The organism is Deferribacter desulfuricans SSM1, assembly GCF_000010985.1.
Taxonomy (GTDB): domain Bacteria; phylum Chrysiogenota; class Deferribacteres; order Deferribacterales; family Deferribacteraceae; genus Deferribacter; species Deferribacter desulfuricans.
Window position 1 is genome coordinate 2,158,376 of record NC_013939.1, and the last position, 22,002, is coordinate 2,180,377.

At 30.9% G+C, this 22,002-nt stretch carries 18 protein-coding genes and 1 tRNA gene; 9 read left to right on the forward strand and 10 right to left on the reverse strand.

Going from position 1 to position 22,002, the window contains the following annotated elements:
* Positions 1 to 30: 30 nt before the first annotated feature.
* Positions 31 to 1,101 (forward strand): ERCC4 domain-containing protein, encoded by a 1,071-nt coding sequence (locus DEFDS_RS10685; protein WP_013008812.1) that lies wholly within the window; start codon positions 31 to 33, stop codon positions 1,099 to 1,101.
* Between the two features lie 217 nt (positions 1,102 to 1,318).
* On the opposite strand, the gene DEFDS_RS10690 is transcribed toward DEFDS_RS10685, so the two are convergent.
* From DEFDS_RS10690 to DEFDS_RS10730, 10 genes are all read right to left on the reverse strand, one after another.
* Entirely contained in the window at positions 1,319 to 1,546 is a 228-nt protein-coding gene (locus DEFDS_RS10690) for a DUF234 domain-containing protein (RefSeq protein ID WP_041223749.1), read from the reverse strand.
* A 179-nt stretch (positions 1,547 to 1,725) separates the two neighbouring features.
* Positions 1,726 to 3,558, reverse strand: a complete 1,833-nt coding sequence (locus DEFDS_RS10695; RefSeq protein WP_013008813.1) for an ATP-binding protein — start codon at positions 3,556 to 3,558, stop codon at positions 1,726 to 1,728.
* Between the two features lie 122 nt (positions 3,559 to 3,680).
* Positions 3,681 to 3,899 (reverse strand): tyrosine-type recombinase/integrase, encoded by a 219-nt coding sequence (locus DEFDS_RS13410; RefSeq protein ID WP_084742566.1) that lies wholly within the window; start codon positions 3,897 to 3,899, stop codon positions 3,681 to 3,683.
* A gap of 136 nt (positions 3,900 to 4,035) precedes the next feature.
* A tRNA-Asn gene (locus tag DEFDS_RS10700) sits at positions 4,036 to 4,111 on the reverse strand.
* A 56-nt stretch (positions 4,112 to 4,167) separates the two neighbouring features.
* Entirely contained in the window at positions 4,168 to 5,454 is a 1,287-nt protein-coding gene (locus DEFDS_RS10705) for an adenylosuccinate synthase (RefSeq protein ID WP_013008814.1), read from the reverse strand.
* A 10-nt stretch (positions 5,455 to 5,464) separates the two neighbouring features.
* On the reverse strand, positions 5,465 to 6,562 hold the full coding sequence (locus DEFDS_RS10710; RefSeq protein ID WP_013008815.1) for an ATP phosphoribosyltransferase regulatory subunit: 1,098 nt from the start codon (positions 6,560 to 6,562) through the stop codon (positions 5,465 to 5,467).
* Positions 6,559 to 7,716 carry a pyridoxal-phosphate-dependent aminotransferase family protein gene (locus DEFDS_RS10715; protein WP_013008816.1) on the reverse strand — a complete coding sequence of 386 codons (1,158 nt, stop codon included), beginning with the start codon at positions 7,714 to 7,716 and terminating at the stop codon, positions 6,559 to 6,561. Before DEFDS_RS10715 ends, DEFDS_RS10710 begins: the two co-directional genes overlap by 4 nt.
* A gap of 9 nt (positions 7,717 to 7,725) precedes the next feature.
* Complete coding sequence (gene rpe, locus DEFDS_RS10720; RefSeq protein ID WP_013008817.1) at positions 7,726 to 8,364, reverse strand: ribulose-phosphate 3-epimerase; 639 nt, start codon at positions 8,362 to 8,364, stop codon at positions 7,726 to 7,728.
* A gap of 79 nt (positions 8,365 to 8,443) precedes the next feature.
* The gene (locus tag DEFDS_RS12750; protein WP_050742526.1) at positions 8,444 to 9,778 is read right to left on the reverse strand and encodes a 2-dehydropantoate 2-reductase; all 1,335 of its coding nucleotides are present in this window, start codon (positions 9,776 to 9,778) and stop codon (positions 8,444 to 8,446) included.
* Positions 9,756 to 12,155 (reverse strand): ATP-dependent Clp protease ATP-binding subunit, encoded by a 2,400-nt coding sequence (locus DEFDS_RS10730; protein WP_013008819.1) that lies wholly within the window; start codon positions 12,153 to 12,155, stop codon positions 9,756 to 9,758. The genes DEFDS_RS12750 and DEFDS_RS10730 overlap by 23 nt, the downstream gene beginning before the upstream one ends.
* Positions 12,156 to 12,294: 139 nt before the next feature.
* Between DEFDS_RS10730 and DEFDS_RS12755 the strand changes: the two genes are divergently transcribed.
* The 8 genes from DEFDS_RS12755 to DEFDS_RS12760 are packed head-to-tail and all read left to right on the forward strand — an operon-like array spanning position 12,295 to position 21,800.
* The gene (locus DEFDS_RS12755; RefSeq protein WP_013008820.1) at positions 12,295 to 13,524 is read left to right on the forward strand and encodes an HD-GYP domain-containing protein; all 1,230 of its coding nucleotides are present in this window, start codon (positions 12,295 to 12,297) and stop codon (positions 13,522 to 13,524) included.
* Complete coding sequence (locus DEFDS_RS10740) at positions 13,521 to 14,060, forward strand: glycine cleavage system protein R (protein ID WP_013008821.1); 540 nt, start codon at positions 13,521 to 13,523, stop codon at positions 14,058 to 14,060. The genes DEFDS_RS12755 and DEFDS_RS10740 overlap by 4 nt, the downstream gene beginning before the upstream one ends.
* 3 nt (positions 14,061 to 14,063) lie before the next feature.
* Positions 14,064 to 14,567, forward strand: coding sequence for a peptide deformylase (gene def, locus DEFDS_RS10745; RefSeq protein ID WP_013008822.1), 504 nt, complete (start codon positions 14,064 to 14,066; stop codon positions 14,565 to 14,567).
* A complete protein-coding gene (locus tag DEFDS_RS10750; protein ID WP_013008823.1) occupies positions 14,564 to 15,514 on the forward strand; it encodes a 2-hydroxyacid dehydrogenase in 951 nt (316 codons plus the stop codon). Before def ends, DEFDS_RS10750 begins: the two co-directional genes overlap by 4 nt.
* Positions 15,515 to 15,568: 54 nt before the next feature.
* Positions 15,569 to 16,519 carry an ABC transporter substrate-binding protein gene (locus DEFDS_RS10755; RefSeq protein ID WP_013008824.1) on the forward strand — a complete coding sequence of 317 codons (951 nt, stop codon included), beginning with the start codon at positions 15,569 to 15,571 and terminating at the stop codon, positions 16,517 to 16,519.
* A 7-nt stretch (positions 16,520 to 16,526) separates the two neighbouring features.
* A complete protein-coding gene (locus tag DEFDS_RS10760) occupies positions 16,527 to 18,401 on the forward strand; it encodes a two-component system sensor histidine kinase NtrB (protein WP_153801496.1) in 1,875 nt (624 codons plus the stop codon).
* Entirely contained in the window at positions 18,394 to 21,240 is a 2,847-nt protein-coding gene (glnE, locus tag DEFDS_RS10765; RefSeq protein ID WP_013008826.1) for a bifunctional [glutamate--ammonia ligase]-adenylyl-L-tyrosine phosphorylase/[glutamate--ammonia-ligase] adenylyltransferase, read from the forward strand. Before DEFDS_RS10760 ends, glnE begins: the two co-directional genes overlap by 8 nt.
* A complete protein-coding gene (locus DEFDS_RS12760) occupies positions 21,234 to 21,800 on the forward strand; it encodes a thiamine phosphate synthase (RefSeq protein WP_013008827.1) in 567 nt (188 codons plus the stop codon). Before glnE ends, DEFDS_RS12760 begins: the two co-directional genes overlap by 7 nt.
* The last annotated feature ends 202 nt before the right edge of the window (positions 21,801 to 22,002 follow it).

Here is a 22,002-nt window from a genome sequence, read left to right on the forward strand (position 1 = left end):
ATATTATAACTTTTTGATTATACTTCTTTTATGCTTCACAAAAGTAACAATTTAAAATGGGTAATTACAAAATCGAAAAGCAAGTCGTTCCCTTATAAACTTTTTATTACAAAAGGGAGCGACACAATCCTATCACTACTCTTACAAGATAAATGGCCAGGAGAAAAAGGGCATATATTTTGTCTAAAAAATGATGAACCATTTTCTGTAAATGATAATGAAATCATCGAAGAAGTTGAAATTAATAATTTTAAAAAATTTGGCTCAAAAATAAGCATTACTCTAAAAAGAAACACTAAAAAAAGATGCGAATTTCTTTTCTTAGAGAAAAAATATAAAAATAAAGAAGGCACATACACTCAAATCTTTTTTAGGACACAAAGAGGGATAACAGAAAGAAAACTAAAAAACGTTTATATCCCTAAAGTAAATAAAAAAGATATTACCATAACAATATCATCAAACGAAAAGTATCCATATAATTTTCCCAGTTTTAGTGTAAAATTTGGATATCTACCATTAGGCGATTATGCTTTAGAAGATAGTTTAGGAAATTTGGTTGCAATTGTTGAAAGAAAAACATTGAATAATTTTTGTAAAGAATTATCAAATTTTGATTTATTTATCATGAAATTACTAGAGCTGCAATCCTTACCTCATGCTGCTCTCGTTGTTGAAGCAAATTATAGCGACTTTTTTAACCCTAAAAAAGTGGGAAATAAGGTTTCTATAAGCTTGATTGCCAAACTAATACATCAACTTTTTGCTAAAACAAACAAACTGCCAATAATTTTTGCCGGCAATAGAAAAATGGCTGAATATTGGGTAACCCAATATTTTATTGCTATAGCATCACTGAAAAACGAAGTTAAACATAATATCGTTCAGGAGATACCCATTGAATATTATACAAACAACGACGACGTCATCTTTCAAATTTTAAATGAACTAAAGCAATCCCCACAATCAGTAAGTGACCTTTCAATAAAACTAGATATTGACAAAGAGATTATAAGAAAGCATTTATACTCCCTTTCAAAAAGAGGTTTAATTCAAAGCACTGGCCGCGGCAAAAACGCAAAATGGCAAATCAAGATATGATAAGTCACATCAAATTAAATATATACTAAAACTCTTAAAAGTTTATCAACTGAAATGAGGATGTTGCACAATTGACTAATGTCTTGATAATTATAATAATCATAAGATTGCTTCGTCGTATTTGCTCCTCGCAATGACTGAGAAATTGGTCATTGCGAGCGTCAGCGAAGCAATCTAATACATTTAGTATCTATTTCTGTGCAATACCCTCGAAATGTCAAACATCTTCTAAACTAAACCCTTTATATTCAATATTATAACCTTTTAAAAATTTCAGAATATCTTTTGATTTTTCTTTTAATTTTTGTAAATTTATTTTGTTTTTGTTTAGTTTTACTTCTGCTATTAATGCTCTTTTTTCCATTTCATTTACTGCAACCATATCTATTTCATTTTCACCCTTTTTATCCCAATAATAAATGAGCTTTATTAGAGCTCTGCTCACTTTTTTAATAACTCAAGCTCTCTTACCCAATTATAAAATTGCATCCCTCTTAATAACGCAACCTTCAATACTGTAATATATATTACAGTATCTACATTAGGAAGTTTTATAACGCCCTACGGGTATCTGGTTAGGGCTTTCAGCCCTAACCAGATACCCGCTTGTTAGGCGATGAAAAATTACAAAGATGCAACATAATCTTCAACCACCTTTCTTAGAGCAATTACTGGCTTTTCACTTGCTGTTCCTAAATTATAGGCACCCGGCCAAATTAGTTTATAGTTGCTACCATAAAATAAAATGTCATCTTCTGAGATCGGTTCTACTTTAACATTATGTTTGGAAAACTTTAAAGTATCCAAATCCCAACATACAATAAGATCTATATCGGTAAAATATTTTATATCTTTCTCAAAATCATTCAAGATGTCTTCTGCTTTATATTTAAATTCAATAATTATAGGTAAATCTATCATATCAGAATATTCAGCTAGATGATGAAAATTAGAACCTATCAACTTCTTATTAATTCTATATCTACCCCACAAATCATAAGTTTGTTTATACCCAGTTCTTAGTGTGTAGTATCCTTTCAAAATCTTAGAAGCTACTAATTCGTGAAATAATGCTACCACACTAGCTTCTTGCCCATCGGGATGCTTTAAATAATTAATTTTATCTATATTTAAATCAGGCAGTTTTTCAAGTTCTTCAAAAATCTTACTCTTTTTATATTGTTGTATCGTAGATGTAGTAGGGGCTTTAACAGCTGGATCGGAAGTAGCATATTGGATAAATGGAATAAACTCTTGAAATAAATCTTTAGCAATATTTCTTAATAATCCTTTAGTTCTATTTGGTATAGATTTTCTCCCCAAATCAAAACTTATTGTATCGTCTTCTAAAATTATGTAAAAATTAGGCCAGTAACCTGCATAACCTGTAATTGGAGGTTCTATTCTAATGCCAGTAGGCATTCCTTTTGTTCCAACATAAATTCCACCCTCATAAAGGTATTTTTTATTACCTAAATCATCTATAATATATATTTCTGCTTTGTCACTGATATCTTTCCAGAACCCTCTACTAGGAACAAAAAGTGCATAAAAATTTATTTTCTTGCCTGCTCTATTAAGAGCCCCTTTCTTTATAATCGCTTTACCTTGTAATTTCTTTGCTTTTTGTCGGTCATCAAGTGTGGCAGCTAAGTTTTTAAAATTATCTAAATCTATTTTGTCTTTATCTGATATGAATTCTTCAGGCAGCATATAATAAGGAGATAACTCAATTTTTTGTTCATCTCCATTTATATCTTTAAGACTTAATGTAATTCTGATATCCAAATCTTTATTGTCAAATATTTTTTTCAGCCAACCTAATGCAGTTTTAGTTCTCAAAATATATTCTATAACATGTATCGACATATTGAAAATATCATCCTCGTCCGAATATGTTTTTTCGATATCTTTGATAAATATTTCAGTGAAGGTATCTAATGGGGTAAAATTCTTTTCTTCCCATATTTCCACCTTAAATTTTGGAAGTTCTTTAATTTTTCCTGTTTTCCAAAAAGATGCATTTTCTATATGGCCTTGTATGTGAGCGTTTTCTGAAACAGTATTGATATTATAATAATTTGAAATAAATATTGTATAAGTTAAACCCACACCTTTTTCTCCGATAGTTTCAGAAACCGCATCTTTATTTGTGCCGTGAGGAGATAACAATTCTGAGAAATTTTTTGAAGAGAAACCAACACCTGTATCCTTAATTTTTATAGACCTCTCAATAGAATTAATGGCAATGTCAATTTCATGTTTTTTCCCAGTCTCATTCCCGAATTTGCTGTTGTATAATATTATTGCATCTACAGAATTCTGACACAACTCTGCTAATATGTCCCAAGGATGGCTGTAACTGTCGCATATATTTTTGATTTCCCTTCTCAATATATCTGGGCTAGGTTCAGAGAGAAAATCTAACTCTTTGTCTTTTCTAATGTTTCCTGACATTTTTATTCCTTCTTATTATGTTTTTTATGTCGCCTAACTCGTCAATGTTTGAACTATTCGGACATACTACTAGCTGTGGGATATATACAAATTGTTTATATATATTTCCCTCTGTATGACCATTATTCATTGTTTCTTTCGCCATATTTTACACTTCCTAAAAGGTTATCAAGCGGGTTCTTTATTGAGGAAATATTCTTCGTGCTTACATGGGTATATCTTTCTATCGTCTTTGAACTTTTGTGACTTAAAAGTCCCTGAATATCCCTCAGTTCAATTTCACTCTCCAGCAAGTGTATAGAAAAAATATTTTTTAATGAAAATATTAAGCAGTTTATCATAATTTAAAAATATACAACATTGAAAAACTATGAGTCAAGTAAATTTTCGATGTATTTTACTAAATAATAAATATTAACTATAATAATCGAATCAAGTTGATGGGAATCTGATTATGTCAAAGAGGGTATAAAAAAATGGCTCCCCGGGACGGACTCGAACCGCCAACCTAGTGGTTAACAGCCACCCGCTCTGCCGATTGAGCTACCGGGGAGCATTAAAGCGAGAGTCTATATAACAATCTTCATTTTTTTTGTCAACATTTTTTTATCAAAATATGTTATTCAGTATTATTGTCTCTGCTCTATCTGTCCCAAGTGATATCAATGAATACTCAACACCTAAATAACTCTTTATAAATTCTACATATTTCTTGGCATTTTCAGGCAAATCATCATAATTTCTGACCTTTGTTATATCTTCGTTCCATCCTGGAAATTCTTCATAAACAGGCTCACAATTTTCTAAAATCTTCACTTCCGGTGGAAAAGTTTCGAAAACTTTACCGTTATATTTATAACCAACACAAACTTTAATCTTTTCTAAACCACTCAAAACATCAAGTTTTGTCAAAGCTATATATTTAATACCATTTAACATTACTGAATATTTGCCAGCTACCAGATCAAGCCATCCACATCTTCTTGGTCTACCTGTTGTAGCTCCATATTCTCCACCAACTTCTCTTAATCTTTCTCCCATATCGTCATTTAACTCGGAAGGAAAGGGGCCGCTACCAACTCTTGTGGTATAAGCTTTCATAACACCAACAACCGTATTTATCTTTACTGGGGATAACCCAGTACCTGTACATGCACCACCTGCTGTTGCATTACTTGAGGTTACATAAGGGTAAGTCCCATGATCAACATCAAGCAATGTTCCCTGAGCCCCCTCCATCATAACTTTTTTACCTTCATCATAAAATTTGTTTATAAGATAGCTTGTTTCCGCTACATAAGGTTTTAGATAATCTGCATATTCCAAATATTTATCATATATTTCACCTGGATCTAACTTATCTAATCCGTATATCTTTTCTGCAATTCTGTTTACTTCATACACATTATCAAATATCTTCTCTTTTAAAACCTCATCATCAAACAGATCACAAACCCTTATCCCTACTCTCGCCATTTTATCAGCATAAGTTGGTCCAATACCTCTACCTGTGGTACCTATCTTCTTTGACCCTTTTTTGAGCTCTGATTGTTTATCAAAAAGTTTATGATAAGGCATAATAAGATGAGACCTCTTACTCAAGAAAAACCTACCTTCAAACTTTATCCCTCTATTTTTTAAGTCATCAATCTCCTGTATTAAAGCTTCAGGATCAACTACCACACCATTTCCTATTATATTAACTTTATCTTCATGCATAATACCAGACGGTATAAGATGTAAAATATACTGCTCACCACCAATTACCACTGTGTGACCAGCGTTGTGTCCACCTTGGTATCTCACCACCACATCACTTTCAGCAGTATAAATATCAACAACTTTCCCTTTACCCTCATCGCCCCATTGGGCACCTAAAACTATTGAACATGGCATTTTCGCTACCTCACTTTATAATTTTTTCAAAACAAAAATAGTGCTCTATTTTACTTACTTCCGATTCATCTTTAACCCAAAGAACTTTATACCCTTCACTTTTTAATTTCAAAGACTGAAAAAAGTTTGCTTCTCCGATTAACAAGTAATCATAATGCTGTTTATCATCTAAAACTTCAATATCCTGTATAATCTCTTCTATATTTAATGCAAAACCACAAGACTGTAATGGCCAATTAAATTTATCCATCAAATTATCATATCTTCCACCACCACCAATTACCGTCCCATCACTTTTAATTATATCAAAATTCACTCCAGTATAATAATTAAATCCCCTCATTTCTGTTGCATCAAAAACTATATCTTTTTCTGGGATACCTATATCAAACAATCTTTCTATCAAATCTCTCAAATATATTAACCTTTGTCTAATACCATTACTAAAAGTCGCATCTAATATCAACTCATCCAAAACTGCTTTTTCTCCAAAACCTTTGATCATAGAAAACAGCATATTATATTCATCTTCATGTAATACTTTATCAGCGTATAATTTTTTAAGTTTATCTAAATTTTTCTCTTTAAGACATTTTATTATACTCTGATCGTTACCGAAAGACTTAACTATTTCCTTTACAAGATAGCTATCGCCAATTACAATTTTATAATCTTTTAATCCTAATTGTTTTAAAGAGTTATAAGCAAGATAAATAATCTCTATATCACCCAAAAACTCTTTAACACCAAAAAGCTCACACCCTACTTGATATTTTTCCGATTTTAACCCTTTATTCAAATCTACATTCCTAAAAATTCTACCTTTGTAAGAAATCCTTATTGGTAAAGGGTAATCTTTCATATAAAGGGATACAAACCTACAAGCCTGAGGAGTAAAGTCAGGCCTTAAAACAAGAGATTTACCTGTATATCTATCAATAAACCTGATTATGTTTTCATCTTTAAAGTCCCAAGTTACCCCTTCTAATAAATCGTAAAATTCATATATAGGTAATTGAACCTCAGAGTAACCATTATTTTCAAAATACTCAGTTAAAATAGAAACAACTTTATTTAGCTTTTTAGCTCTTACAAGGGGTGATTTCATAATTTACTAACCTTATACTTAAAAATAACTTCTTCAGCAGCTTTGACACCTACACCAACCTCAAAGTTATACCCAAAATATTTTAATCCAAGCTCTAATGCTGAAATAGCAGTTAAGGTATCAAATATATCATGATAACCCAAATGGCTTATTCTAACAATTTTACCTTTTAAATGATCCTGTCCACCAGCAAAGGTAACCCCCATTTTTTCTCTCAAAAACTTAACAAATTTACCGCCATCAATATTTTCTGGCAAATAAAAACCAGTAGCAGCATTTGATGGGATATCTTTTGCAAGAAGTTCAAACCCTAAAGCTTTTACAGCTTCTCTTGTAGCCAGTGCACAAAGCTCATGCCTACCATAAACATTTTCAAGCCCTTCATTCATCATCGTATCAAGCACTTTATTCAAGCCTATAATAAGTGAAACTGCAGGAGTATATGCGGTGGTATTATCACTTTGAGATTTTCTTTCTTTTTTAAGACTTAAATAATATTTTGGCAAATTAGATTTTTCCACAAAACTCCACGCCTTATCACTTAAGGCTATAATTGACAAACCTGGTGGCAGCATAAATGCTTTTTGGGAGCCAGTAACAAGAATATCTATACCCCATTCATCCATTTTAGTTTCAACAACACCGACGGAAGTAATTCCATCTACAATAAACAGTTTACTATCAAATAATTTGATAAGATTCCCAATTTCTTTTATAGGATGATAAGCTGTAGTTGATGTCTCACTCGCTTGGATAAACACACCTTTTGCATCAGGATTAGCTATTAGAGCTGCTTCAACCTGCTCTGGTTTTACAGATCTGCCCCATTCCAAATCTATTGAAACAACTTCCAGTCCATAGGATTTACAAATCTCAACCCACCTTTTACCAAATTTTCCTGCATTAACAACAATAACTTTATCACCGCTACTAAAACAGTTTACTACAGCTGCTTCCATCGCTGCAGTCCCACTACCCGAAAGCAGTAAGCAATCATTTTTTGTACCAAAAACTGGCTTTAGCTTTTCTCTTACATTTGCAAAAATATTTGAAAACTCACTTGTTCTATGATGAATAATCGGCTTTGCCATTTCCAAAAGTACTTCTTCAGGAACCATTGTTGGACCAGGTGCTAATAAATACTTCTTAATCATTGCCACCTCTCATTTTAAAGAGTCTATTTTTTCTTTATAATTATCAGAGCCAAAAATGTAACTTCCAGCTACTAAAACATCACAACCAGCATCCCTTAACAGCTTCGCATTAGAATCGTTTACACCACCATCAACCTCAATCAAAATATCTTTTCCGATATTTTTAATCATTTCTTTTAATCGCTTTATCTTTTGTAATGAAGTTTCAATAAACTTTTGCCCACCAAAGCCAGGGTTTACACTCATCACAAGTATCATATCCACAAAAGGTAAAATTTCTTCTATCGTTGAAAGTGATGTAGCTGGGTTAATAGATACTCCTGCTTTCGCTCCAAGCATTTTAATATTTTCTACCAATCTATGGAGATGGTTTGTAGCTTCAACATGGACAGTAATAATATCAGCTCCAGCCTTAACAAAATCTTCTATATATTTTTCTGGCTCAACAATCATCAAATGCGCATCAAAAGGTAGTTTAGTAACTTTTCTAATAGACTTAACAACAACAGGGCCTATAGTAATATTTGGAACAAACCTACCATCCATCACATCGATATGAATCCAGTCAGCACCAGCTTTTTCCACCAATTTAATCTCTTCACCTAACCTTGAAAAGTCCGCACTTAAAATGGAAGGAGCAATTATCATATTTACCTCATTTTTATACACAAAACAGCTATCTTTTAAAACTTCTTAACCAAAATAGCAATATTTTTATATTGATTTTTTATTTTGATATTTTTTCAGCTTTAATTTTCACATAATCGTTTATAATATCACGGTGATCAAATGCTATATTTTCTGGTAGATCATCCACCAAAAAGAATTTCGCATTTTTTGCATCATCACTTGCTTTAAAATCTCCATCATATTTAGCATAATAAACAATACTTACTGTGTGACCTCTAGGATCCCTTGTAGGATCTGAATAAACACCTAACAACTCTATATTATCAACTTTAATGTTAGTCTCTTCAAAAAGCTCCCTTTTTGCTGCATCTTCAACCCTTTCACCATAATCCACAAATCCACCAGGGATTGCCCACCCAAAAGGGGGATTTTTCCTTTCTATCAAAAGAATTTCACCTTTACTATTTTCAACAATCACATCAACAGTTAATTTAGGAGTATAAATAAATTTTTCCCCATATTTAAATTTTAAAGCTCTATAAACTGTATCACAGTAATGAGCTTCTTTGCCATTTTCCCTATGTCTCCAAATCACTGGATAAAGGATACCATCTATTTCAGGATTTTTCCCCTTTTCAATATCTTGCAACATACTTGTTTTATAATTCTCTAAGTTTTCTGTCATGTTTACTACATTTTCATAATAATCCTTTTCAATCTCAATACCATCAAACCTTGCAGCCTCAACCCCTTCCATAACCATTTTATTCATAAGATCTCTAATCTCAGGATCTGCAACCATCTTGCCACATGTAGCCTCTAACAGTGCAGATAAAGGGTTAAAAGCGATATTCCAAAGTAGCTTTTTCCACAAAACTTTTTCTATCTCATCAGAAACACTATAGATGAAGCCTGCTTTTTTAAAGATAGTTTCAAGTATCTCTACATTTCTTTTACCCTTTTCTGTTATAGCCCCAAAAGTAATGTTACCTGCAGCTGAGTGATTTACAACACCTGGAGGATCAATTTTTGAACCGATAAAGAGTGATGCAAGAATTATTTGGTCAGGATTAAAATATTTTTTTAATATTCTCACATTATCAACACCATTTTGGAATGAAACAACTATACCATCTTCATCAAGATGATCTTTCAACATCAAACAAGCAGCTTCTGTATCTTGAGATTTGGTAGAAATGATAGCAATATCAAATTTATCATCTACTTTATTTGTAGCTTTTATTTTGATTCTTTTCTCACCTAGGCTAAAGCTCTTTATTATAAGCCCATTATTATTTATTGCCTCTAAGTGTTTCCCCCTACATACCAATGTAACACTAAAACCTGCTTCTTTTAATACCCCCCCATAAAAGGAGCCAATAGCTCCTGCACCAACTACAACAATTTTCTTATTTAAATACAAGTTCTCCATCTTTAGCAATCACCTTTAGATTTTTTCTCCTTTTAAATTTACCCTGTAATAACAAATCACTCAAAGAATCTTCAATATATTTTTGTAAAATTCTCCTTATTGGCCTTGCGCCATACATATAATTGTAATCTTTACTCAATAAAATCTCTTTTGCTTCATCCGTAACAGTTATTTTCTTACCAATTTTATCCAATCTCTCATTTATCTCATCAACCTGAATATCGATTATTTTAAACAGCTCCTCTTTAGAAAGTGGTCTAAAAACTATAACTTCATCAACTCTATTAATAAACTCAGGAGGGAATCTATCTTGAAGCTCTTTTAATGAGTTCTTTTTAAATGATTCATAATCTAAATAAGTGTTATCATCCCCGCCGAACCCTAACTTTTTATTTACTATTGAACTTTTTGTCCCGAGATTAGACGTCATTATTATTATCGTATTTTTAAAATTTACTTTATATCCATGACTATCTGTGACAAACCCTTCATCCAATATTTGTAATAATATATTCATCACATCTGGGTGAGCTTTCTCTATTTCATCAAAGAGAACAACAGAGTAAGGTTTCCTTCTTACTTCTTCAGTAAGCTTGCCACCTTCATCATACCCCACATATCCAGGAGGAGCCCCAATAAGCCTTGAGACATTGAATTTCTCCATATATTCACTCATATCAATTCTGATAAGAGCATCTTTAGAGCCAAAAATAGTTTCCGCCAATCTCTTGGAAAGCTCTGTTTTCCCAACACCAGTGGGCCCCAAAAATATAAATGAACCCAAAGGCTTGTTTGGATTATTTAGACCTGCGAAACTGCGTTTAATAGATTTTGCCACAAGATCAACTGCTTCATCTTGACCAACAATATACTTTTTCAAAACCTTATCGATAATCGCTGCTTTTTCTGAATCCTCCTCCTTCAACTTTTGCACAGGGATTCCAGAAATACCCGAAACAACCTCAGCCACATCATCTACAGTCATCACCGGCCACTCTAAATCTATTTTACTCTGCCACTCTTCATATTTTTCATTAAAATCTTTTAACCTTTTATCTATCTGCTCAGAATATTTTTCAATTTCTGCAAAGTTGCTCGTACCAAAAAACTTGGCCCTTTTCTCTTTTAGTTTATCAATTTCATCTCTAATTTTTGTGAGTTCAGGAGGTAATGTTTGTTTTTTCAGTTTAATTTTACTAGCTGCCTCATCTATAACATCTATACTTTTATCTGGCTGATACCTATCGGTAATATATCTATCTGTTAAATATACAACCTCATCAATAACTTTATCAGGGATTAAAACCTTATGGAAATCTTCATAATATTTTCTCAAACCCTTTAAAATATTTACAGTTTCCTCTGAAGTAGGTGGTTCCACAGAAATTGTTTGAAACCTTCTTTCTAATGCACCATCTTTTTCAAAATGTTTTCTATACTCTTTATATGTTGTGGCTCCAATGCATTGAAATTTCCCTCTTGCTAAAGCTGGCTTTAACATATTTGATGCATCAATAGACCCTTCTGCTGCTCCAGCCCCAATAATAGTATGTATTTCATCTATAAATACAATTATATTACCAGCAGCTTCTATCTCTTTTATTATATTTTTCATCCTCTCTTCAAACTGTCCACGATATTTTGTTCCTGCAACTATCGTACCGAGATCTAATGAAACCAACCTTTTGTTTTTCAAAATTTCTGGTACATCTCCACTAGCGATCCTCTTAGCTAACCCCTCTACAATTGCTGTCTTACCTACGCCAGGGAAACCAATCAAAATAGCATTATTCTTTATCCTTCTTCCCAATATTTGAATAAGTCTTTCAATTTCTAAATCTCTACCTATAACGGGATCAAGCTCATTTTTTAACGCCATTTCAGTCAAATCTTTACCAAACTCGTCTATAGTTGGTGTAGCAACAGGAGCTTTTTTATTGAAATTTTTAGACATCATTTTAATCTCATCTCTAAGAGTTACTATATCAAAACCTAACTTTTTCAAAATGGTAAAAGCTTTTCCCCTGTGTTCTTTCATTAACCCCAATAAGATGTGCTCAGGGTTTATATACTTATGATTTAAAAGATTGGCTTCTTCCACAGCATATTCTAAAACCTTTCTGGCTAATGGACTAAAAGGGATACTCCCCTTTATCATCAAATTTTTACTACTACCTGTAATATTCTCTATCTCTTTAATTAAACTAACAGTATCAAAACCACGTCTTTGAAATATTTCAGAAGGTAAGCTCCCTTTATCTTTTAACAGTCCAATAAGCAGATGTTCCGTGTCTATATGGGTATTCATCAACTTTTCAGCTTCTTCTCTTGAATATAAAATAACTCTTCTTGCTCTCTCTGAAAAATATTCAAACATTTAAAACCTCTACTTTTAGCAAATTATAACAACAAAGATATTTTTTTGCAAATTAGATTTATTATTGTTTGCAAACTTCTTCTCTATCCATTATAATAAAAGTAAGATTTAATAAGTCAAGAAGGGGAACAAAATATAAATGATAAAAATACCTGTCGATGAAATAAGGCTAGGCATAACTATCATAAAAACTGATAAGCCTTGGCTAAACCTTTCATTTTTTAACAAACCGGTAACCGATCTCAAAATCATAGATATACTGAAAAATTATGGAGTTAAAGAGGTATATATACAAAGCGATGAAATTGCAGAAGATTTTTTTGGATTAAACAAACAGTTGAAAAATGAAATAGTACAGCAAGCTGAAAAACTTGATATTACAAAATACACCACTACGTTAAAAGAGATAGATGAGTTAAAATCATTACACGAACGAGCCAAGAAAATAACAAAACAACTATATTTGGACGCCAGAGCGGGTAAATCCATTGACACAGAAATGGCACAAAAAATTGTGGATACGTTTGTGGATTCCTGCTTTAAAAAACCCCATCTGGTCGTTACTTTATCAAGATTAAAAAGTTTTGATGATTACACTTTTGTTCACAGTTTAAATGTTGGTGTTCTATCAATAGTTCTGGGCAAAAGATACGGTTTAGATGTGGTAGGCTTAAAAAATTTAGGAATGGGTGCACTTCTACATGATATTGGAAAAATGAAAGTCCCTGACAAAATATTAAACAAACCTGGTAAACTGACTGACGAAGAGTTTGAAATAATGAAAAAACACCCTGTTTATGGATATGAGATGTTAAAAAACGATAAAAACATCCATGAAGACTCACTATCTGCAATTTATTTACACCATGAACGAGCTGATGGCTCAGGCTATCCTCTAGGATTAAGAGAAGCTAAAATACCTTTATCTGCTAAAATTGTCTCAATAGTTGATGTTTATGATGCCATCACATCAAAAAGGGTATATCATGATGCTCTAATACCACCTAAAGCATTACAGCTCTTATTCTCCTGGTCAGAAAAACATTTCAACAAAATCTTGGTTAAATTTTTCATGGAGATCATTGGCATTTATCCTGTAGGCACACTTGTTTTATTAGATACAGGAGAATTAGCTATTGTATTTGAACAATCAAAAGATGATCCAACCAGGCCTAAAGTATTAGTCATTACAGATGAAAGAAGAAAAATGAAAGAGCCCTATCTTTTTGACCTCAAAAAATATAATTTAATAACAAAAAAACCTTATAAATCGATAATTGCACCACTTGATTCCAGAAAACTAAACATTGATACCAACAAAATCATGGATAAATTTTTGATAAAAGCTAAACAGGGAGTGTTAGCATGAACAAAAACTATTTTGCGTTAACTTTTATTAGTGAAGACAGACCTGGAATAGTAGCAAAGGTATCTAAAATCTTATATGAAAATGAATTTAATATTGAAGATTCATCATCAACACTACTAAAAGGTTTCTTTTCTATGATACTTATTGTCAGCACTGATAAAGATTTTAAGGTAAATGAGATAAAGAAAAAATTTGCTCCTTTGGTAAAAGAGTTAGGAATGGCTACAAGTGTCAGAAAAATTGAGAAATTTAAAGAGTTACCAAAAGGTGAAACTTTCATAATTTCGGTTTATGGAGCAGATAAGCCAGGGATTGTATATTCAATATCCAACTTCTTAGCTGAAAAAAATATAAATATTGTTGATTTACAAACAAAAGTTGCAGGTAGCGAACAAAAACCGGTATACATCATGGTTTTAGAGGTAATAATACCTGATAATTTCAAAGATAAAAACTGGGCTGAAGAACTCAAAAGCGTTGCAAAATCTATTGGTATTGATATAAATATTAGACAAATAGAAACATACGAGATGTAATAAATGCCGATTAGAGAAGTATTGACTTATCCAAACCCACTATTAAAAGAAATTTCAAAGGAAGTTACCGAACTCACTGATGATATAAAAAATATTATAAAAGATTTGGTAGATACTATGGATGCTACAAGCCATTCTACTGGTATTGCTGCACCTCAAATAGGTGAATTAGTGAGAATTATTGCAATCGACCCAGGTAAAAATAAAAAGTGCAAAAATCATCACGGCAAAAGAGTCTTAATAAATCCTGAGATAGTAAAATGGGAAGGGTTGATCCAATCACGAGAAGGTTGTATGAGTGTTCCCGATTACACAGGTAATGTCAATAGAGCGGAAAAAGTGGTTGTACAGTTTCTCGATGAAAACTTACAACCTGGAGCTTTTGAAGCCGAAGGATTTGAAGCAATTTTACTTCAACATGAAATAGACCACCTTGATGGGATCCTTTTTATCGATAGAATAATTTCTAAAAGGACTGACTTGTTCAGGAGGAAAAAATATAAATGAAAGTACTTATAACTCAAAAATTACCATTTGATATTGAAAACTATTTAAAAGATTTTGAAATTGATTATAGAAAAGAACATACTCCTATCCCTTACGAGGAATTACTCGAAAGAGTCAGAGGTTGTGATGGCCTTATTTGTATGCTATCCGATAAAATTGATAAAAATCTTTTTGACAATGCCCCAAATCTCAAAGTTGTAGCAAATTATGCTGTTGGTTACAACAACATAGATGTTGAGTATGCTACTAAAAAAGGGGTAGTAGTTTGTAACACCCCTGATGTTTTAACAGAAACCACAGCAGAGCTTGGATTTGCACTTATGATCTCACTTGCTAGAAGAGTTGTTGAAGCAGATAAATTTACCAGAGAAGGGAAATTTGAAGGGTGGACACCAAATCTCTTTCTTGGTACAGACTTATACAAAAAAACGGTTGGTATTTTCGGTTTTGGAAGGATAGGGCAGGCTTTTGCAAGGTGCTGTAAAGGTTTTGAAATGGAAATTATTTATCACTCTCGCAACCAGTATTTTCAAAGTGAACTTTTATTAGGTGCAAAATATGTATCATTTGAAGAACTGATAACAAACTCTGACTTTTTGGTTATTGCTGCACCATTAAATGACGACAACTATCATAAATTTGATTTAGACGTTTTCAAAAAAATGAAGAGAACTGCTTTTATTATAAATATTGGAAGAGGCCCCATCATAAAAGAGGATGACCTTGTTGTTGCTCTTGAAAATGGTTACATAAAAGGTGCAGGATTAGATGTTTATGAATTTGAGCCTAAGATAGATGAAAAACTTTTTGATAAAAATAATGTAATCCTTTTACCTCACATCGGAAGTGCTTCGGAAGAAACAAGGGCAAAAATGGCAAAAATGTGTGCAGACGCAATAATTTCTGTGTTGAAAAACAAAGAAAAACCAAAATATGCTTTAAACTAAACCATCGTTTTAATACATATTGACAAATGATTGATATTTTCGTAAATAATATACATGAAAAACACAACAATTATTATATTTCTAATTGTTTTTTCTTGCATCGGTTATACAAAAGATATTTCCCTAATTATAAGCTATCACAAAGGCTTCCCTTGGGTAGAAGATTTTAAGAAAGGTTTCTTTAAGGTTATCCCAAAAGATGATGTAGATATTTACTACTTAGATGCTAAAAAGGGCAAAACAGAGGAAATAAAAAAAAATATAAACTTTACACTAAAAAGTATAGAAAAAAACCAACCAAATATTATTGTTTGCTTAGATGATTTTGCTCTTGAAAATGTGTGTAAAAAATATTTTAATACCGAAAAACAAATTGTTTTTGCAGGCATAAATAGAGATAAAGAATACTACAACCTCGACGAAGTAAAAAACATCACTGGTGTTTTTGAGCATATCTACTTTGCTCAAACCTTTGAAATCATAAAAGATGCTTTCCCTTATGCAAAAAAAGCTTTACTCTTATCTGACACAAGCCAAAGTACTTTGTCTGCACTTAAAAAGTGCCCCAAAACATACAAAGATTTACATATTGATATAAAAAACATTAAAACATTAAAAGAATGGCAACAAGAAGTATATAATGCACAAAGCATTTATGACCTTTTAATAATACTCACTTGCGCCAAAATTAAGGATAAAAATGGAAATTACATGAATAATAAAGATGTATTAAAATGGACACTTCAAAACAACAAACTACCTGAAATTGCTTTGCTCGAATGGATGGTAAAAGATGGTGCCTTACTTGGTGTTACAATTAGTGGTTATAACCATGGAATTGAATCAGGGATTATTGTAAAAGAACTTCTAAAAGGAATAAATATTTCAAACATCAAACCTATTCAATACACAAAAGCAGAGTTAACTGTAAATACCAAAAGAGCCAAAGAATTGAATATTAAAATCCCCATAAGTATTTTACTTTTTGCAAAAACAGTGTATTAAATTTATTATGCTAAAAAAAGTTATAATAGCCGGTTTTATAATTTTTAGTTTCTTCACAATCTCTTTTATTATAATCTTACAATTACAGAATAAAGAATTTTTGCTTTTAAAAGAAACAAACGAAAAATATACAGAAACTCTACTATCAGAAATCAACAACAAAATTGAACAAAATATTGAAAATAAATTAGAAAAACTAAAAATTTTATCAAATTTTATAAAAAATAACCCGAATAATATCTCTACTTATATAAATAATATTTTTAAAGATGATACCAATTCTATAATCATGATGATTTCTAACGAAGGTAACATCTTAACTACTTATCCAAAAACACTTGGTTTTAATGGGTTATCAATTTTAAATTTTCCAGATATTGCTGATTTTTTTATAAAGCTATCCAAAGAAAATGAATTAGCAAAATTTTTAAAAATCAAGATGTTCAACAACGAAACGTTAACTTTTACAACAAAAAATTACATATGTATTGGAACAGAAAATATAATATCGAATAATAATAAATTTTATCTATTACAATTCTCACCTTTATCCATCTTCTTTCAAAATATAACGGATAAATTTGAAAAAGTGCTGGGAAAAGAGGCCGTTATTTTTTTAGGAAACAAGCCTGAAGGTAACAATTTTTCTCAAATAATCCCATTTGAAGTTAAAGGACTAAAATATTATATAGGGATAAAGGATGTTAAACCGCCACTTATCAATAATCTAAAAAAACATTTTAGCAAAATAAATCTTCTTATTTTCATCCTGTTATCAATAACATTTATTTTTGGTGCTTACATCGTTTATGAACTTTTTATATCTCATCGAAGATTGGAAAAATTGGTAGAAAAAAGGGTAAATGAACTAAACTTAGAGCGCAAAAAATATGAAACTTTTTTTAAAAATTTACCCTTACCAGCTATTGTTTTTGATCCAATAGCACTGACAATAGTTGATTTAAATTCAAAAGCAACCGAATATGGTTTTAAAAAGGATGACAAATTAACGGATCTTTTAAAAAACGAAAAGATTCTTGAAAATCACATAAAAACATTAAATGAAAAACTAATTGATGATTTCGAATTAAATGTAAGTGATAAATATATTTTTCAGATATTCTCAATTTTTGATAAAAACGAAAATAAAGTGATATCTATAATTAACGATATAACCGAAAATAAAAAGCTTTATGAAAAGATTAAAAATGCTGAAAGAAAAGAGTTGGTAGCTACAATCACAACAGGTATTGCTCACGATTTTAAAAATAGTTTAAGTAATATACAGTTATACTTAAAATTAATGGAAACTGAGCCAGATAACTGGAAAAAATTCATTGAACCTATAAAAACTATTATAAACTCATCTACTGATCACATAAATAATCTTTTATTAATTGCTAACAATAAAAAACCAAAATTAAAAGAATTAAAAATTGACGATGTTATGAATGAGTTTTTACAAATAATAAAACAATATATACCCAAAAATATCGACTTGACGTATATAAATTTAGTAACAGACTCTAAAATATTAGGCTCAAAATCTAGCCTAATTCAGGCTTTTTTAAATATTGTTGTAAATTCTAAAGATGCTATTGGCAAAAATAAAGGTGATATTTCCATTGTTATTGATAAAGAAATTTTAAATAATATTAATTATATCAAATTTACTTTTAGTGATAATGGGCCAGGCATAGAAAAAGATATATTAAAAAACATATTTAAACCTTTTTATAGTACTAAGGAAAACGGTTGCGGTTTAGGTTTGGCGCTTGTTAATAGAGTAATAAAAGAGCTAAGTGGTTTTATGAATATCGAAAGTGAAATAGGCAAAGGCACCATAGTAAGAATATATTTGCCGGAAAAAGTAGATGGCTGATATATCAAATAAATTAAAAAGTATTATCGAAGATCAAGAGCAAATAAAGAATTTTGAATATATTTTTAAGCATTCCATTTTTTTACGTAACTATTTCGTAAAATATCCAGAGAATATCAAAAATGTATTGCCTATACTTGGAAAAAAACGCGACAAAGAATCAATCTTAAAAACATTAAATTCTAAGAATCTACTCGTTATGGATAAAATTGAATTTAACAACTTTTTAAGACATATCAAAATGACCGAATACATGGCCATTGCCTATAATGATTTAATATTAAAAAAACCAATAGAAGAAATTACTTTTCATCTGTCATCATTTGCATCTGCTGTTTTGGAAGCTACATATGAATATGCAAACAACAATATCATCAATATTTATGGGAAACCAAGAGACGAAAATGGAAATGAAGTCCCTTTTACAATTTTTGGACTTGGAAAATTAGGTGGAGAAGAATTAAATTTCAGTTCTGATATAGATATCATGTATGTTTACGGGACAGAAAAAGGGAAAACCGATGGAGAAAAACAGATATCAAACCATGAGTTTTTTGTAAAATTAGGGACAGAAATCTTCCATCATTTATCTGATAGAAACGAAATCGGTATTGTTTTTAGGGTTGATTTGAGATTAAGGCCTGACGGAGACAAAGGTGCTCTGGCTCTTCCTCTAAGAAGTTATGAAGTATATTACGAAACATATGGCCAAAGTTGGGAACGTATGATGCTCTTAAAAGCAAACCCTGTTGCAGGAAACAAAGATTTAGGTACTAAATTTTTAGAAACTATTAAACCATTTGTTTTTAAAAGATCACTTGATATAAAGTTAATAAACGATCTCATGGAAGTAAAAGGGAAAATTCAAAGGAGAATCGATCTTAAATCATCAAACGAAAAAAACGTTAAATTAGGATATGGTGGGATAAGGGAAATAGAGTTTATTATTCAATCATTACAAATTTTAAATTACCCAAAACATCCAGAGATTTATGAAAGAAACTCTTTGAAAGCATTAGAAAAACTTTCAAAGTATAAAATATTATCCAAAGAGGACGCGGAGTTTCTAGCAAAAGCATACAGGTTTTTACGAAAACTTGAGCATATGGCCCAAATAGAAAACGAAGCTCAAACACACACTATACCAGAAAATAGCGAAAATTTCTCTCTCTATTTAGAAAGATGCGGATTTAAAGACAAAGCGTCATTTTATAATAAATACAATGAAATAACAAAGAGGGTTAATTCACTTTTCAATTCAATTTTAAAAGACTCTAAAACAGACGAAACATCTATCCTCTTTGATGAAGAACTAAATGAAAAAGATATTATCTCGTATCTTAAAACCAAAAATATATTAAATCCTGAAAAATGTGCAAAAATATTAAAAAATATAATTGATGGCCCAAACTTTTATAAAAGACAACAAAGTGAAATAAAAATATTAAAGACTATTTTTAAATTTCTACTACCAGAACTACCAAAATTTGATAATCCAGATGAAATATTAGGATATTTTGAAAAACTTTTTATAAGAAAATCATCTCTATATTTAATATTCGATTTGATAGCTGAATATCCACAAATCATTCAAAAACTTATAAACCTTTTTGCTATGAGTAAGCATTTATCTGATATTATAATAAATAACCCTGAAACTTTAGAGTTTTTATACGATCCCATATCTCCTGAGTTTGATGTTCAAAAACTATATAATTTATTGAAAGATCAAATTTTAAAGCCACAAATAGATGAAGAGTTGGAATATGAACTGTTACGCATAAAACAAAAAGAATTAATTTTCAACATTGGTTATCTCTACTTAAACAAAAATATCAATATAGTTCAAACGATGTATGCTTTAACAAATATAGCTAGAGCATTTACAATACTTGCTTTTGAAAGAAATTTTGAAAAACTTACTAAAAAATTTGGATACCCAATTACTAAAGATAATAAAATATCAGATTACATTATAATAGGGATGGGAAAGCTTGGTAGTTTTGAAATTAGCTTTGGATCAGACCTTGATTTGATTATTTTATATGAGGATAATGGCTTTACAGACTCAAAAACTAATAAGATTACCAATCAAGAGTTTTTCTCAAAACTTGTCCAAAAGGTTATTCATTATCTATCAACAATCACATACAACGGCTTTCTCTACAAAGTTGATTTAAGATTAAGACCTAGTGGGTCAAGCGGAACACTGGTTACCACATTATCCTCCTTTGATGATTATCATAAAAAAAGTGCTATGACTTGGGAAAAACAGGCTCTTTTAAGAGCTGATGTTATAAATGTAGATTCTAAATTAACGGACACATTTTTTGAAATAAAAGAAAAAATACTTTTCAAAAATCCAGTTACAAAAGATGAAATAAAAGAGATTTACGATATGAGGTTTAGGATTGAAAAAGAGAAAGGCTCTCCGATTACAAAGAATGATTTCAAATCAGGCTACGGTGGTTTAATTGATATAGAATTTGCTGCTCAAGCGTTACAATTGAAGTATGGACACACATCTGAACTACTAAAAGGCACTAACACGCATTATATACTTCATTTCTTGAAAGATTTAGAGATAATAACAAACAGAAACTTTTACGCTTTACATAACTCTTACCTGTTTTTAAGAAATATAGAAAATCTAACTAGAGTATACAACAACCTATCCACCTCAAAACTACCACAAGATAAAAATTTATTATCCAAAATAGCAAATTTTTTTGGTTATAAAAAAGATAATTATGAAAAAATTGTATCTGATTTCCAAAATGTTAGAAACACTGTTAGAGCAGTTTTTAAAAGAGTTTTTGAGCAACTATTGTCATGTTAAAAATTTTACAAATTTTAGATTTCGATACCTTTGGTGATAAAATATTTGATATTGCTGTTCGCGTTGATAAATTTGTAGATTTTTTTTGGCTTAGAATCAAAAACCAAAACACAAGATTCATTTTTGATACAGCAAAAAATCTCACAAATTATATAGATAGAGAAAAGATAATAATATCAGAACACTGCGATATTGCCAGTATCCTAACACTTCATGGAGCTCACTTAAATAAAAATTCCATCCCTACTAACTTTATTAAGTATACTTTCCCAAATCTCACAATTGGCTATTCTGCACATAGTATAGAAGAAATTCAAACAATAGAAGCAGACTATTATACCTTGAGCCCTATTTTTAATACAAAAAAGAGCTACCCTGTAAAACCATTAGGTTTAGATTTCAAACTGCCAAAAAATAAAAAAATCTTTGCTCTTGGCGGAATTAACAAAAACAATATAAATTTTATCATAAATAAAGGTTTTCATGGTATAGCAGGGATTAGATTTTTTAACGAATTAAAGGAAATGAGGATGTTGCTTAATAGACTAACATGTAGATAGCTATCACAATCATGAGATTGCTTCGTCGCATTCGCTCCTCGCAATGGCTGAGAAATTTGTCATTGCGACCCCGCCATTTAGTAGTAAATTTTAAGCTTAAAACTTTTTATGTGTATAGTACTTGCATATATAATTTTAACTATGTGAGGCTCAATGGGGGGGGGAGCAATCTGAGGTGCTTAATCAATTATTATTGTGCAAC